The 14,650-nt window shown below is 60.8% G+C and carries 9 protein-coding genes and 1 pseudogene; 7 read left to right on the top strand and 3 right to left on the bottom strand.

Features of this window, described 5'->3' with window-relative positions; translation table 11 throughout:
- Positions 1 to 41: 41 nt before the first annotated feature.
- Entirely contained in the window at positions 42 to 2,051 is a 2,010-nt protein-coding gene (gene rep / locus QRN38_RS10810; RefSeq protein WP_005769512.1) for a DNA helicase Rep, read from the bottom strand.
- Between the two features lie 205 nt (positions 2,052 to 2,256).
- Between rep and QRN38_RS10805 the strand changes: the two genes are divergently transcribed.
- Entirely contained in the window at positions 2,257 to 3,921 is a 1,665-nt protein-coding gene (locus tag QRN38_RS10805) for a putative bifunctional diguanylate cyclase/phosphodiesterase (RefSeq protein ID WP_057418701.1), read from the top strand.
- 12 nt (positions 3,922 to 3,933) lie between these two features.
- On the opposite strand, the gene QRN38_RS10800 is transcribed toward QRN38_RS10805, so the two are convergent.
- Positions 3,934 to 5,316, bottom strand: coding sequence for a NorM family multidrug efflux MATE transporter (locus tag QRN38_RS10800; RefSeq protein WP_057418700.1), 1,383 nt, complete (start codon positions 5,314 to 5,316; stop codon positions 3,934 to 3,936).
- 156 nt (positions 5,317 to 5,472) lie between these two features.
- Here QRN38_RS10800 and QRN38_RS10795 point away from each other — a divergent pair, with 156 nt between their 5' ends.
- From QRN38_RS10795 to QRN38_RS10775, 6 genes and pseudogenes are all read left to right on the top strand, one after another.
- On the top strand, positions 5,473 to 6,393 hold the full coding sequence (locus tag QRN38_RS10795; protein WP_005769505.1) for a LysR substrate-binding domain-containing protein: 921 nt from the start codon (positions 5,473 to 5,475) through the stop codon (positions 6,391 to 6,393).
- Positions 6,394 to 6,576: 183 nt separating this feature from the next.
- Positions 6,577 to 7,698 (top strand): annotated as a pseudogene (locus QRN38_RS28265) (Cache 3/Cache 2 fusion domain-containing protein); the annotation flags it as partial.
- The gene (locus tag QRN38_RS28260; protein WP_370445399.1) at positions 7,693 to 8,553 is read left to right on the top strand and encodes a methyl-accepting chemotaxis protein; all 861 of its coding nucleotides are present in this window, start codon (positions 7,693 to 7,695) and stop codon (positions 8,551 to 8,553) included. The pseudogene QRN38_RS28265 and the gene QRN38_RS28260, both read left to right, overlap by 6 nt.
- Positions 8,554 to 8,872: 319 nt before the next feature.
- Positions 8,873 to 10,525, top strand: a complete 1,653-nt coding sequence (locus QRN38_RS10785; RefSeq protein ID WP_011102996.1) for a Na/Pi cotransporter family protein — start codon at positions 8,873 to 8,875, stop codon at positions 10,523 to 10,525.
- Positions 10,526 to 10,582: 57 nt separating this feature from the next.
- Positions 10,583 to 11,962 carry a M16 family metallopeptidase gene (locus QRN38_RS10780; RefSeq protein WP_057419075.1) on the top strand — a complete coding sequence of 460 codons (1,380 nt, stop codon included), beginning with the start codon at positions 10,583 to 10,585 and terminating at the stop codon, positions 11,960 to 11,962.
- 96 nt (positions 11,963 to 12,058) lie between these two features.
- A complete protein-coding gene (locus QRN38_RS10775) occupies positions 12,059 to 13,228 on the top strand; it encodes a DUF5924 family protein (RefSeq protein ID WP_057419074.1) in 1,170 nt (389 codons plus the stop codon).
- A gap of 4 nt (positions 13,229 to 13,232) precedes the next feature.
- On the opposite strand, the gene QRN38_RS10770 is transcribed toward QRN38_RS10775, so the two are convergent.
- Positions 13,233 to 14,474 carry a spore maturation protein gene (locus QRN38_RS10770; protein WP_007247215.1) on the bottom strand — a complete coding sequence of 414 codons (1,242 nt, stop codon included), beginning with the start codon at positions 14,472 to 14,474 and terminating at the stop codon, positions 13,233 to 13,235.
- Between the last annotated feature and the right edge of the window lie 176 nt (positions 14,475 to 14,650).

Raw genomic sequence — 14,650 nt, 5'->3', positions numbered from 1 at the left:
CTGCGCCATTGCGCAATAAATGATCAATTTCGTGGTGTCGGCTAGCGTTTCAGCATGGCGCGAATGTCGGCGAGTGCAGTGTTGCCGCGCACCGCTTTAACTTCCGTAGGCGTGTCATCGTTGCCTTCCCAGGCCAGATCGTCCGGGGGCAGCTCGTCCAGAAAACGGCTAGGCGCGCAGTCGATGATTTCGCCGTACTGCTTGCGTTTGGCGGCGAAGGTGAACGCCAGGGTCTGCCGCGCACGGGTAATGCCCACGTAGGCCAGACGGCGCTCTTCTTCGATGGTGTCGGCTTCGATGCTGGAGCGGTGCGGAAGGATCTCTTCCTCCATGCCCATGATGAACACGTACGGAAACTCCAGGCCCTTGGACGCGTGCAGGGTCATCATCTGTACGCCTTCGGCACCGTCTTCCTCTTCCTGCTGACGCTCGAGCATGTCGCGCAGGACCAGCTTGCCGATGGCCTCCTCGATGGTCATGCCGCCTTCTTCGTCCTTCTCCAGCGTGTTTTTCAACGCTTCGATCAGGAACCAGACGTTGCTCATCCGGTAATCGGCCGCCTTTTCGCTGGAGCTGTTCTGGCGCAGCCAGTTCTCGTAATCGATGTCCATGACCATGCTGCGCAGCGCGGCGATAGGGTCGTTCTGCGCGCACTGCTGGCGCACGCCGTCCATCCAGCGCTTGAAACGCTGCAACCGGTCGGTGTAGCGGCTGTCCAGATGCTCGCCCAGGCCGATTTCTTCGGTGGCGGCGTACATCGACACTTTGCGCTCGGTGGCGTAGTTCCCCAGTTTTTCCAGCGTGGTCGAGCCGATTTCCCGGCGCGGCACGTTAATCACCCGCAGGAAGGCGTTGTCGTCGTCGGGGTTCACCAGCAGGCGGAAGTAGGCCATCAGGTCCTTGACTTCCTGGCGCCCGAAAAAGCTGTTGCCGCCCGACAGGCGATACGGCACCTGGTGGTGCTGCAATTTCAGCTCGATCAGCTTGGCTTGATAATTACCGCGGTAGAGGATGGCGAAGTCGCTGTAAGGCCGGTCGGTGCGCAGGTGCAGGGTGAGGATCTCCATCGCCACCCGCTCGGCTTCGGCGTCTTCGTTACGGCAGCGGATGACGCGGATTTCGTCACCATGGCCCATCTCGGACCACAATTGTTTTTCAAAGGCGTGCGGGTTGTTGGAGATCAGCACGTTGGCGCAGCGCAGGATGCGGCTGGTGGAGCGGTAGTTCTGCTCCAGCATGACGACTTTCAACGACGGATAGTCGTCCTTGAGCAACATCAGGTTTTCCGGCCGCGCACCACGCCAGGCGTAGATCGACTGGTCGTCGTCGCCCACCACGGTGAACTGGTTGCGCGTGCCGATCAGCAGTTTCACCAGCAGGTACTGACTGGCGTTGGTGTCCTGATACTCGTCCACCAGCAGGTAGCGCACCTTGTTCTGCCATTTTTCCAGAACGTCGGGGTGCTCCTGGAACAGCTTGACCGGCACCAGAATCAGGTCATCGAAGTCCACCGCGTTGTACGCCTTGAGCGTGCGCTGGTAGTGGGTGTAGACGATGGCGGCAGTCTGCTCTTTGGGGTTGCGAGCGTTTTCCAGAGCTTCGGCAGGCAGGATCAGATCGTTTTTCCACGAGCCGATCATGTTCTTGATTTCGTCGACGCCGTCGTCACCCGAGTACTCTTTTTGCATGATGTCGGTCATCAAAGCCTTGACGTCGGTCTCGTCAAAGATCGAAAACCCCGGTTTATAGCCCAGCCGCGTGTGTTCCTTGCGGATGATGTTCAGGCCCAGATTGTGGAAGGTCGAGACCGTCAGGCCACGCCCTTCACCGCCCTTGAGCAGCGTGCCGACGCGCTCTTTCATCTCGCGCGCGGCCTTGTTGGTGAAGGTCATGGCGACGATGTATTGAGCACGGATGCCGCAGTTCTGGATCAGGTGGGCAATTTTGCGGGTGATCACACTGGTCTTGCCGGAACCGGCACCGGCGAGCACCAAAAGAGGGCCGCCGACGTAGTTCACGGCTTCCTGCTGCCGGGGATTGAGTCGGGACATGGCGGTATGAAGAGTCGTCTGTAAAAAAGGTCGGGCATTTTAACAGGCCCACGCGTTTGTGCAGCGATCATCGTAGGCAGTCAGTGACGGCTATCTAATTTTTCTGGTTTTGTTACATTTGCGCCGCGACGCGACGATACGTGTATCTGTCGCGCTCCCTGAAGAGTGCGGCCACCGATTTTTCCTTTGTACTTAGGAAGTTAGATTGCCTACACCTGTCGAACCCCTGCGAATGCTTTTATTGGCACACGAGCCTTTCTGGCAGGCGCTTCTGAACGGTTGCGCCGCCGCACCGGGCGGCAATGTGATCCTGCTGCATGGCGCGAACTGGGATGTTTTCAGTGCTCGGTACGGCAGCGAGCGCAATACCGTGCTACTGACCACGCCCGACCTGCTGCCCAAAACCGGAACCTGCCTGCTGCCAACCGTGGTGCTGCTGGAAGAGGAACCGCTGGTCGGACCGAGCGGTGTCAGTGACTGGCTGGTGCGCGACACGTTGACCGGCGATGTCCTGCGCCGCTGCCTGCGCTACGTTCATGAGCGCAGCCGCCTGGAAGACACCTTGCGACGTCTGGCCGGCCAGGATCCGTTGACCGGCATCGCCAACCGTCAGGGTTTTCAGGCGCTGCTGGCCAATCGTCTGGCAGAGGGCGGCAGCCTGGCGCTGGGGCATCTGGACCTGGACAACTTCCGCCACGCCAACGATTCGCTGGGGCATCAAGCCGGCGACCGGCTGATTCTGCAAGTGGTGGCGCGCCTGAAAAACCAGCTCGATGCCGGCGACCAGATCGCCCGTCTTGGCGGTGATGAATTTGCCCTGTTGATCGATACCCGAACCACCCCCACGCGCGCCCTGCAACTGGCCGAACGTATTACCGACGTGCTGGCCGAGCCTTACTGGGTCGATGGCGAAAGCCTGCTGCTCGGCTGCAGCCTGGGCATTGCGCACTCACCCACCCGCCCCGAAGCCGACCCGCTGATGTGGCACGCGCATATCGCCATGCGCCAGGCCAAAAGCATGCAGGGCTGCACCTTCCACCTGTTCGACGAGCGCATCAATCGCAACGCGCGCAGCCTCGCCGACCTGGAGGGCGAACTGCGACGGGCCTTGCGCCGCGACGAGATGGAGCTGCATTACCAGCCGCGGCTGTGCCTGGACACGGGCCGTATTGTCGGCCTCGAAGCGCTGGTGCGCTGGCGTCATCAAGAGCGTGGGCTGTTGCCGCCCAGTGAGTTCATACCGCTGGCCGAGCAAAGCGGCCTGATCGTGCCACTCGGCTACTGGGTCATCTTCCGGGCCTTGAAAGATATGCAGGCCCTGCGCGAGCAAGGCCTGGCGCCGCTGCACATGGCGATCAACCTGTCGTTCCGGCAGTTTCAGGACAGTCAGCTGTTGCCGACGCTTAATCGCCTGATCGAAGAGCACAACGTCGACGCGCACTGGCTGGAGTTCGAACTGACCGAAACAGCGGTGATGCGCCGCAGCGATCAGGTCAGACAGACCATGGAAGCTTTGGGCCGGCTGGGCGTGCGGTTTTCACTGGATGACTTCGGCACGGGCTATTCGTCGTTCATGCACCTCAACAGCCTGCCTATTGCGCTGCTCAAGGTCGACATGGGCTTTGTCGAGCATATGGAAGCACGCGAAGAGAACCGCAAGCTGGTCAACGCCATGATCACGCTGGCGCACAACCTCAATCTGGAAGTGGTCGCCGAAGGCGTCGAGACCGCCGGGCAGCTGGAGCTGTTACGCAGTTTCGGCTGCAATCAGGTGCAGGGCTACCTGATCAGCAGGCCGCTGCCGATGGAGCAACTGCTGACGTACCTGCGCCTGGAAGCCAGTCAGGCCGATGCTTCGCAGTCCGGCTGACAGGGCGCTGGCTCAGCCCGGCACTGCCGCACCGATGGCTTCCTGACGCAACAGGCGGGCGGTCTTCCATTCAAACGCGTACGTCAGCGCCACGGCCGAGCAGAACAGGCCCAGCGCCAACCCCCACCAGACACCCGACGCACCACCGTCAGCATAAAAACCCAGCAGCCATGCGGCAGGCGCAGCGATCAGCCAGTAGCAGCCGAGCCCGATCAGGAACGTCGTGCGGGCATCCTTGAGCCCGCGAATCGCGCCCATGGCTATTGTCTGGGTGCCGTCGAAAAACTCGAACCAGGCCGCAATGGCCAGCAATTTTGCGGCCAGCACGACAATTTCAGCGAACGCAGGGTCATCAAGGTCCAGAAACAGGCCGATGACCCAATGCGGGGCCAGCCAGAAAAAAATGCCGAACAGCAGCATCACGCTGCCGCCAAAACCGATGCCCAGACGGCCTGCCGTGCGCGCCATCAGTATGTTGCCGGCACCGTAGTGCTGGCCGATGCGCATGGTCACTGCGTAAGAAATACCCACCGGGATCATGAACGCCATGGACACCGTCTGCAGGGCGATCTGGTGCGCCGCCATCTGCGTGCTGCCCATTGCGCCCATGCAGAACGCCGCAAAGGTGAACAGACCGACCTCGACCGCATAAGTCCCGCCAATCGGCAGGCCAAGACGCCACAGCTCTTTCAGGTGACTGCGCGAGAGCTTCGACAGCCCCTTGCTGATCGGGTACGCCGCGTAGGCGGGGTGCCTTTTGATGTGCCAGGCGAGCGCCAGCGCCATGCAGTTGGTCACCATCGCAGTCACCAGCCCGATCCCCATCAGCCCCAGATTGGGCAGCCCGAGCCACTGATTGATCATCGCGTAATTAAGCACAAAGTTGGCGACAGCCCCGGCCACGCTGATAGTCATCACCGGGCCTGCGCGGCCAAGCGCGCTGGTAAAACCGCGCAGCGCCATGAAGCTGAGCAGGCCGGGCAGCGCGAAGGGCAGGGTGATCAGAAATTGAGCAGCCATGTGCACGTTGGCTTCGGCCTGCCCTAACTGCAACAGGATGGGCTCGAGATTCCACAGCAGCAGTGCGGCGATCAACGCCATCCCCCACGCCAGCCACAGGCCCGCCTGCGTCAGGCGGGTTACCCCTTCGCTGTCGCCTGCGCCATGCCGAATCGACACCAGCGTACCAACCGCCGCCATCACGCCCACACAGAAGAACGAGATGAAGCTGTATGTGGCAGCGCCCAGACCGCCGCCCGCCAGCGCTTCGGGGCCAATTTTGCCCATCATAACGGTGTCGGTGAAGACCATCAGCATGTGCGCCATCTGTGAGGCGATCAGCGGCCCGGCCAGGCGCAGGATGATCCAGAGTTCTTTGAAGGCGGGCAGCTGCATGTCGGCGGTGCTCTACGGCGGGAGTTCGGATGAGCACCTATTCTGGGCGCTTGGGCGTCGAAGCACAAAACGATAAACCTGATGCGGTGCATGAGTAAAACTCATCTGAATCAATTTGCAGTAAAGTAGCTGCTCATCGCCAGCAGGAAGCTCCGCATGCCTCGTAATCTGCCTCCTCTTTATGCACTAAGGGCGTTTGAAGCCGCCGCACGACATACCTCGTTCACGCGGGCGGCTGAAGAACTATCGATTACTCAAAGTGCAGTAAGCCGCCATATCCGCACGCTGGAAGAGCACTTTGCCTGCCGTTTGTTTCAGCGTAACGGGCGCAACTTGCAACTGACCGAGTCGGCACGCACCTTGTTGCCCGGCGTACGCGACGGCTTCCTGGCTCTGGAGCGAGCGTGCAGCACGCTGCAGACCGACGAGGGCGTCCTGCGCATGAAAGCACCATCGACCCTGACCATGCGCTGGCTGCTGGCCCGGCTCAGCCGCTTCCGTCATTTGCAAGTCGGTAACGAGGTGCAACTGACCAGCGCCTGGATGGACATCGATGCCGTGGACTTTACCCGGGAGCCTTTCGACTGCGCGATTCTGCTCAGCCAGGGGCATTTCCCCTCGGACTGGGAAGCCACGCTGCTGTTTGCGGAGTTGTTGATTCCGGTGGGTGCACCGACGTTGTCGCAGGATCCGCCGTGGGATGTAGAGCGGCTGGCCAAGGCCGAATTGCTGCACCCCACACCTGATCGACGTGACTGGCGCACCTGGCTCAACCGCATGGGTCTGGCAGACCAGGTCTCGCTCAAGGGCGGGCAGGTTTTCGACACGCTTGAACTGGGGATGATTGCGGCAGCACGGGGTTATGGCGTGTCGATGGGCGATTTGCTGATGGTCGCCGAGGATCTGGCGCAGTCGCGCTTGAGCCTGCCGTGGCGCACGGCAGTGTTCAGTGGCGAGAACTATTACCTGGTGTGGCCGCGCACAAGGCCCGGCGCAGAGCGGTTGCGGCGGCTGAGCGATTTTCTTCAGGCGGAAGTGAAGGCGATGAAGTTGCCGCTAGTTGAAGTACTGCGTTGAAAAATTTGTTTAGTATTGAACTGCCATCATTTGTTAATGTCGCGCCTCGCGCTCAAGTAACGATCTTACTGGCCGAAGAAATGTTTAACGACCGCCCATCCGGTGGCTTGAAAACCTTAACTAAAATCAGCTGAATGGTAAGCCACGGACCCGGCGACTCCAATCATTTGGCGTGGAGTCTCTATGTCCAAGCCCCGTACCCGAATTGCCTCGCAACTCGGTATTGCTCTGGCGGTGATCCTGGCAGTTGTTATCAGCGGCAGTACGCTGTTCGCTCTGAGGTCTCTGGACGCATCCAATCTGGTCATTCGCGAAGAACACATGTCGAGCGAAGCCCGGTTGCTGGCCGATCAGCTCAGCACCTTTCACAGCACACTGCGCGACAGCACCCAGCGCCTGAGCGGCTTGTTCGAGAAGCGCTTCGCCGGCGGCCTGACCTTGCAGACCGACAAACCGGTTGCGGTCGCGGGCACCCAGACCCCAGGCCTGTATCTGCGCGATACTGCCCTGAACAACGACTTTACCGAAGTCGACGAATTTCGTTCGATGACCGCAGGCGTCGCGACGATATTCGTGCGCAGCGGCGACGACTTCATTCGTATCAGCACCTCGTTGAGCAAACAGGATGGTACGCGCGCCATCGGCACCGTGCTGGATCGCAAGGGCACTGCCTATGAGCGTTTGATGGCCGGTCAGAGCTACGTAGGCAAAGCGGTGTTGTTTGATCGCTACTACATGACGCAATACAGCCCGGTTCGCGACAGCAGCGGCAAGATCATTGCCGCGCTGTTTGTAGGATTCGATTACACCGATGCACAGAAAACCCAGTTCGATAACCTGAAGAGCTTCCGCATCGGCTCTACCGGCTCGCTGGCATTGCTCGATGAGAAGGGCACCTGGCTGGTTCCGCCTGCGGGCATCAAATCCCTCGACGGTGCCGCGAAGGCTGTCGCTGACCTTGCAAGCAAACCGGGCAAGGCACAGTTCTGGAATGAAGGGGGCGACGACTTCTACAGCGTCGGCCAACCGTTCGCCGGTGGTCCCTGGACAGTCATCGCCAGCATGCCACGCAGTGAAATCAGCGAAGTGACCTGGAGCGTCGGCACCCAACTGGCCATCGGTAGCTTGCTGGCCATGCTGATCGCCGTCATCAGCGCTATCTGGCTGCTGCGCAGCAAGCTGCGTCCGTTGTCTGAACTGGTTCGCCAGGCCGATGCACTGGGCGCGGGCGACCTGAGCGTGCGCCTCAATGTGACCAGCAACGACGAGATCGGCCAACTGTCCGGCAGCTTCAACAAGATGAGTGAAGCGCTGTCCTCCATGGTGTCGCATATCCGTACCGCCGCGCAGGAAGTCAGCACCCGTGCGCACGCACTGTCCGGCTTGTCTGGCGGCGCTTACGAGGGCATGGAACAACAGTCCGGCGAGATCACCAGCATGGCCGGTGCGGTCGAAGAATTCAGCGCCACGTCGATGAATATCGCCGACAACATGGGCAACACCGAGCGCCTGGCGCAGGAAAACGCCCAGCAGACCCGCATCGGTCGCACCTCGATGGACGAGGCGTCTTCATCGCTGCAACAGATCGCCACCTCGCTGAGCAGCACCGCCACAGTCATCGACACACTGGGCCAGCGCTCGCAGGAAATTGGCAGCATTGTCGGGGTGATCACCTCGATTGCCGACCAGACCAACCTGCTGGCCCTCAACGCCGCCATCGAGGCCGCGCGTGCCGGTGAACAAGGCCGCGGCTTTGCCGTGGTGGCTGACGAAGTGCGCAGCCTGGCGTCTCGTACTCGCGAAGCGACCGACGAGATTTCCGGCATGATCGCCAGTATCCAGCAGGAAACCGGCAACGCGATCAGCACCATGCAGCAGGGCAATACGCTGATGCAGGAAGGCCTGTCGCTCAACGCCAAAGTCGCCTCGGCACTGGCCCAGATCGACGAACAAAGCCGCTCGGCCGGCCACCAGTTCGCAGCCATCACCACCGCAACCCAGGAACAGAGCAGCACTGCAACGATGCTCAGCAGCAACCTGCAAAGCATCGCCATGGCCAACAGCGAACAACGCCAGGTCATGTCCAACCTTGCCATCACCGCTCAGGAGCTCAATGGCCTGGCGACCGAACTGCGTAACGAGGTTGACCGGTTTCGTTGAGGGCTGCCGGAGCGTGAGGAACGATAATCTCAGCTATCGTGCGACGCTCCGCGTCGCATGCCGTTCTGGACGCTCCGCGTCCGATCTTGCATTTGCGGCGCGGCGCAGTCTTGTGACGCAGAGCGCTCAAGCGTACGCGTAATAATCAGCCAACGATTTATGACACTTTTATTTCAATGAACCCAACCCTGTGCGATGCTGGCGTCAAGGCCAAAGGCCGACTAAAAGCTTAGTAGAGCATTACACCCTTTCCCCGCTCGCTACATGCTGCATCTTTCAATTCATCGCCTGAATGGGCAAACCTCAGGGGGCTTTCAGCATGCTGACCCTGCTCGATTTGCTATCTGCCGTCGCCCTGCTGATCTGGGGCACGCATATCGTGCGTACTGGCATCCTTCGAGTTTACGGGGCACAACTGCGTCGTTTGCTCAGCCAGAACATGTCCAAACGACCACTGGCTTTCATCGCTGGCATTCTGGTCACCGCCATGGTGCAGAGCAGTAATGCCACGGCCATGCTGGTGACATCCTTCGTGGGCCAGGGGCTGATGACGCTGACGCCTGCGCTGGTGATCATGCTCGGCGCCGATGTCGGCACGGCCTTGATGTCCCGTGTGCTGACGTTCGACCTGTCGTGGCTGTCGCCGCTGCTGATTTTCCTCGGCGTGGTGTTCTTTCTGTCACGCAAGCAGACCCGCGCCGGTCAGTTGGGCCGGGTCGGTATCGGCCTGGGCCTTATCGTGCTGGCGCTGCAATTGATCGTCGCCGCTGCCGCACCGATCACTCAGGCGGCCGGGGTCAAGGTGCTGTTTGCCTCACTGACGGGTGATCTGCTGCTGGATGCGCTGGTGGGCGCGATGTTCGCGTTGATTTCCTACTCTAGCCTGGCGGCAGTGCTGCTGACAGCCACCCTGGCAGGTACCGAAGTCATTGGCCTGCCGGTGGCGATCGGCCTGGTGATTGGTGCCAACATCGGCAGCGGCCTGCTGGCGTTTCTCAGCACCAGCATGCAGAACGTCGCTGGCCGGCAGGTTGCACTGGGCAGCCTGTTGTACAAGCTGTTCGGCCTGTTGTTGATCATTCCGGTGCTCGACCCGCTGGTTGCCTGGATCGATACGCTGGGCTTTCGCCCACAGGAGCTGGTCATCGGCTTCCACCTGATCTACAACACGGTGCGCTGCCTGATCATGCTACCTACGGTCGGCCCGATGGCGCGGCTATGCGCAGGCTTGCTGCCGCAGCAGAACGAGGTTGGCGGGCTGGCCAGGCCTCGGCATCTGGACTTGACCGCGCTGGCGACGCCCAGCCTCGCACTGGCCAACGCCGTACGCGAAACGCTGCGCATGGGCGACCTGATCGAGAGCATGCTCGGCTCGATGCTGGCCGTGCTGCGCGGCACACAAACGGCGGTCACTCAGGAAGTACGGCGTCTGAACGATGACGTCGAAGCACTGTACAGCGCGATCAAACTGTACCTGGCGCAAATGCCCCGCGAAGACCTCGGCGAGCACGACAACCGGCGCTGGGCTGAAATCATCGAGCTGACCATCAACCTGGAACTGGCCAGCGGCCTGATCGAGCGCATGTTGCGCAAGATCCAGCAGCAGAAAACTTCGCATCGTCGCTCATTCTCCGAGGTCGGGCTTGAAGAGCTTGCCGATCTGCAGGTTCAACTGCAGTCGAATCTGCGCCTGGGCCTTTCGGTATTTCTCAGCGGCGACGAAGAAAGCGCGCGGCAATTGCTGCGTGAGAAGCGCCGTTTCAGGGCTCAGGAGCGTCGCCTGGCGCACGCGCATGTGAGCCGTCTGCGACATAAAGTCGTGCAAAGTATCGAGACCAGTTCTCTGCACCTGGAACTGATTGCCGACATGAAGCGCCTCAACTCGCTGTTTTGCAGCAGTGCCTACGTGGTGCTGGAAACGTCCGACACCGGGGCCTTGTCGAGTGAGGACCAGCCCGAACGATCACTGTGAACGTAAGGGAAGGTATGAAGTCTGTTAAACATACCGGCCCGCCAGGAAAGCTGTTTTATGCGTTGCCTGCTGTTCGCTTGTCTGCTTCTCGGTTCACTCCCCTCGTTTGCCCTTGACCGCCTTCAGGTCGAGGGCTACCTGCTGCCCAACGGTTTGCAGGTCTTGCTCAAACCCGGCTATGAAAAAGGTCACGTCGCCATTCGCCTGGTGGTGGGCATCGGCTTTGACGATTTCCCCTGTCAGGACAAGGAGCTGCCGCACCTGCTGGAACATCTGCTGTTCAGCGGTATTGATGACGGCGGCGAAGGCGGGCTGGAAGAGCGCATGCAGGCGCTGGGCGGCGAGTGGAATGCCTTCACCAGCAACGCCGACACCACGTTTGTGATCGAAGCGCCTGCGCGCAATCAACGCAAGGTGCTGGACCTGCTGCTGGAAATCATGACCCGCACAGAGCTCAGTCAGGCGCGTCTGGACGGCGTCAAACGCGTGGTAGAGCGCGAAGACGGCGGGCATTTTTCACACTTGCAGCGCCTGCTGGACCGCCGAGACTCAGGCCGCAGCGCCATCAGCCAACTGGCGGTGGAGATGGGGCTCAAGTGCGCCGAGCGTCCCGAAGTGGACGGCATCAAGCTTGAGCACATCGAAGACGTATTCGCCAACTGGTATGCGCCCAACAACATGACGCTGATCGTGGTCGGCGATCTGGACAAGCTCCTGCCGGCCTATCTGGAGCGCACCTACGGCAAACTCGCACCTACCGACCCGATTGATCACCCACCGTTGGCACCAGGCAGCGGCTCGGCACAAGCGCGACAAGAATTACAGCGCGGTGGGCTGGGCGAGAGCGCCAAGCTGCACCTGATCTACCCCGAGCCGCAGCTTGACGACCAGCACGACGAAACCTGGGATCTGGTCAAGGCTTACCTGGACTGGGCGCTCTATACGGAACTGCGCCTGAAACGCAGCCTGTCTTATGGGCCGTCTGCCGAGCGCGAAGTGTTCGGCGATGTGGGGTTTCTGAGCCTCAATGCTGACGTCGAACGCAATGATACCGATGAAGCCGAGCGGGATATTCGGGCACTGGTCGAGCGCCTGCAAAAAGAAGGTATGCAGCCCGCCACGTTTGCGCGGCTGCAGCAGCTCGCCATCGACCGGCAATCGTGGGCCACGCAAGGCAATAGTGCGCTGGCCGACTATTATTGGAGCGCGCTCAACGATTACGAAAAGGGGCGTTTCGAGGATCCGGCCAAGCGCATCAAGGCGGTCAAGCTGGAAACCGCCAACCAGGCCATGCGCCAATTACTCGCACAGCCAGGCTATATGCGCATCGAAAAACCGCTGTTCAGCTATGACGGACTGTACTGGTTGGCGGGTGGCGTGCTGGGCCTGATCGTGCTGCTGGCCGTGTGGCGCTGGCGGGCACGGGGCAAAACATAGAATTCTGACGCCGAACCGCACTCTGGGTGCGTGCCGCGCGCAGCGTTTGTTAAGCTGCGCGTTTTTTGTATGTTTCAAACCGAGTGAACAACTGAAATGCGTGATCTGAACCGCTTTGTGACACCCGTGCTCGACTTGATGCAGCGCTACCCGGGGCTCATTGCGGCGTTCGGTTTCGTGTCCGGTATCGCCAGTTTCATTCTGGTCGACCGCCAGGAAGCGCTGGCGACCTGGATCGCCGTGGTGATGCTGATCAGCTGGCTGTGGTTGATGGTCGAAAACACCATGGTCGGGTTGCTCAACAAGGCCTTGGGCCGCGAGATTCCGCAGGGCCTGCTGCGCTACGGCACGCAGATGATCCACCAGGAAAGTCTGTTTTTCGTACTGCCGTTCTTTTTCATCACCACCACCTGGAACAGCGGTCAGGCGGTGTTCACGGCGGCACTCGGGGCTGCCGGGCTGATCTCGATCATCGACCCCTTGTACTACAAATGGCTGGCCCCCAAACGCTGGCTGTTCATGACGCTGCACACGCTGACCTTGTTTGCTGCACTGCTTACCGCGCTACCGATCATTCTGCACCTGACCACCGCCGAGAGTTACAAACTGGCGCTGGGCGTGGCGATGGTGTTGTCGGTCCCCAGCCTGATGTCGACCTTCGCGCTCAATACCTGGCGTAACGCGCTGACGGTGATCACGATGATTCTGGCTATTGGCGCTGCGGGCTGGCTGCTGCGTTCGTGGGTACCACCGGCGACTCTTTGGCTGACCGAAGTGGCCGTCAGCCCGGATTTCGATAACAAGAACCGGACGCCGGGCGACAGCATCTCGCTGATCAGCGTCAAACAACTGCGCAATGGCGGTTTGTACGCCTACACCGCCATCAACGCGCCGCGTGGACTGGACGAGCGCATCTACCATGTGTGGTGGCACGAAGGTAAGGAGATGGACCGCATTGCCCTGGACATCCACGGTGGGCGCAAGGAGGGCTATCGCGCCTGGACCCGCAAGCAGAACTTCCCGGAGGACGTGACAGGGCGCTGGCAGGTACGGGTATTGACCGAGGACGGTCAGATGATCGGCGTGCTGCGTTTCGTGGTGACCGACAACGATCAACCGGCCGTCAAGCGACCTACCGGGCGGATCATCAAACTCAAGCCGGGTGGCGACTCGAGCGACGAAGCTGCGCCTGAATCGGCACCGGCGCAACCTCAGGCACCGGCACCTGCTGCGGCTGAGTCAGCGCCCGCAGCTCCGGCTCAGTGACGCCTCAGGTGGCGGTTGCACCAAAGAACCAGTAGCAGACGAAGATTGCCGCCACAACACCGGAAAACTCCGCCAGCAAGGCACAGCCTACTGCGTGTCGGGCGCGCTGGATGCCAACGGCGCCGAAGTATACCGCCAGCACGTAGAACGTGGTTTCTGTACTGCCCTGAATCGTCGCGGCAGCCAGTGCGGCGAAACTGTCCACGCCTTGTGTCTGCATGGTTTCGATCAGCAGCGCCCGGGCCGCGCTGCCGGAGAATGGTTTGACCATCGCGGTCGGCAGCGCATCGACGAAGCGTGTGTCCAGCCCCAGCCATTGCACCACATGCCGAATGCCTTCCAGGCCGAAGTCCAATGCGCCGGATGCGCGCAGCACGCCGACCGCACAGAGCATGGCAACCAGATAAGGCAGCAGGCTCTTGGCGACATCGAAGCCTTCTTTCGCGCCTTCAACGAACGCCTCGTAGACCAGCACTTTGCGCAGCGTACCTATGATCAGAAACATCATGATCAGGCCGAACAACGTGAGGTTGCCGAGAATCGACGACAGGCCCGCCAGCGCTGCGGCCGACAGGGTGCCGAGAAAGGCCATGAACGCACCAAGCAGCAGTGCGCCGGGGATAAGGTAGGCGAGCACCACCGGGTCCCACAGGCGCAGGCGCTGCATGAACGCCACCGACAACAGGCCGACAAACGTCGAGACGCTGGTGGCCAGCAGGATAGGCAGAAACACCAGGGTCGGATCGGGAGCACCTTGCTGGGCGCGGTACATAAAGATTGTCACTGGCAGCAGGGTCAGTGATGAAGCGTTGAGCACCAGAAACAGGATTTGCGCGTTACTGGCGGCAGTCTTGCTCGGATTGAGCTCCTGCAACGAGCGCATGGCCTTGAGGCCGATAGGCGTGGCGGCGTTGTCGAGCCCCAGGGCGTTGGCAGCAAAGTTGAGGGTGATCAGGCCCAGCGCCGGGTGGCCTGGCGGGACTTCCGGCATCAGGCGCAGAAACAGCGGCCCGAGCACCTTGGCCAGCCAGTCGACGATCCCGGCCTTCTCTGCAATGCGCAAAAAGCCCAGCCACAGCGTCAGGGTGCCGAACAACAGCACCATGACTTCGACCGAGAGCTTGGCCATGGCGAAGATGCTTTCGACCATTGCCGCAAAAATCCCCGCATTGCCGCCCACCAGCCACTGCACCAGCGCAGAAATCGTCGCCACGACAAAAAAACCAAGCCACAGGCCATTGAGCATCGGATAAGTCCCTCACAAGATGCGGCGATGATAACGGCGGGGTGCGCTGGAGGGAAATCGGCTGACGCTGCGCGGCACAATCAAGAGCGGACGCAGAGCGTCCAGAACGGCATGCGACGCGGAGCGTCGCACGATCGTTGAAAAACTTCGGCACGACAGTTGGGGTTATCGTTCCT

The organism is Pseudomonas sp. CFBP2511 (genome assembly GCF_030209255.1).
Taxonomy (GTDB): domain Bacteria; phylum Pseudomonadota; class Gammaproteobacteria; order Pseudomonadales; family Pseudomonadaceae; genus Aquipseudomonas; species Aquipseudomonas avellanae.
This window is presented reverse-complemented; position numbering and strand designations above follow the sequence as displayed.

Excerpts from the sequence above, each read along its gene's own strand:
- rep (WP_005769512.1), bottom strand. The coding sequence starts at position 2,051 with ATGTCCCGACTCAATCCCCGGCAGCAGGAAGCCGTGAACTACGTCGGC.
- QRN38_RS10800 (WP_057418700.1), bottom strand. The coding sequence starts at position 5,316 with ATGCAGCTGCCCGCCTTCAAAGAACTCTGGATCATCCTGCGCCTGGCC.
- QRN38_RS10795 (WP_005769505.1), top strand. The coding sequence starts at position 5,473 with ATGCCTCGTAATCTGCCTCCTCTTTATGCACTAAGGGCGTTTGAAGCC.
- QRN38_RS28260 (WP_370445399.1), top strand. The coding sequence starts at position 7,693 with ATGAGTGAAGCGCTGTCCTCCATGGTGTCGCATATCCGTACCGCCGCG.
- QRN38_RS10785 (WP_011102996.1), top strand. The coding sequence starts at position 8,873 with ATGCTGACCCTGCTCGATTTGCTATCTGCCGTCGCCCTGCTGATCTGG.
- QRN38_RS10780 (WP_057419075.1), top strand. The coding sequence starts at position 10,583 with ATGCGTTGCCTGCTGTTCGCTTGTCTGCTTCTCGGTTCACTCCCCTCG.
- QRN38_RS10775 (WP_057419074.1), top strand. The coding sequence starts at position 12,059 with ATGCGTGATCTGAACCGCTTTGTGACACCCGTGCTCGACTTGATGCAG.
- QRN38_RS10770 (WP_007247215.1), bottom strand. The coding sequence starts at position 14,474 with ATGCTCAATGGCCTGTGGCTTGGTTTTTTTGTCGTGGCGACGATTTCT.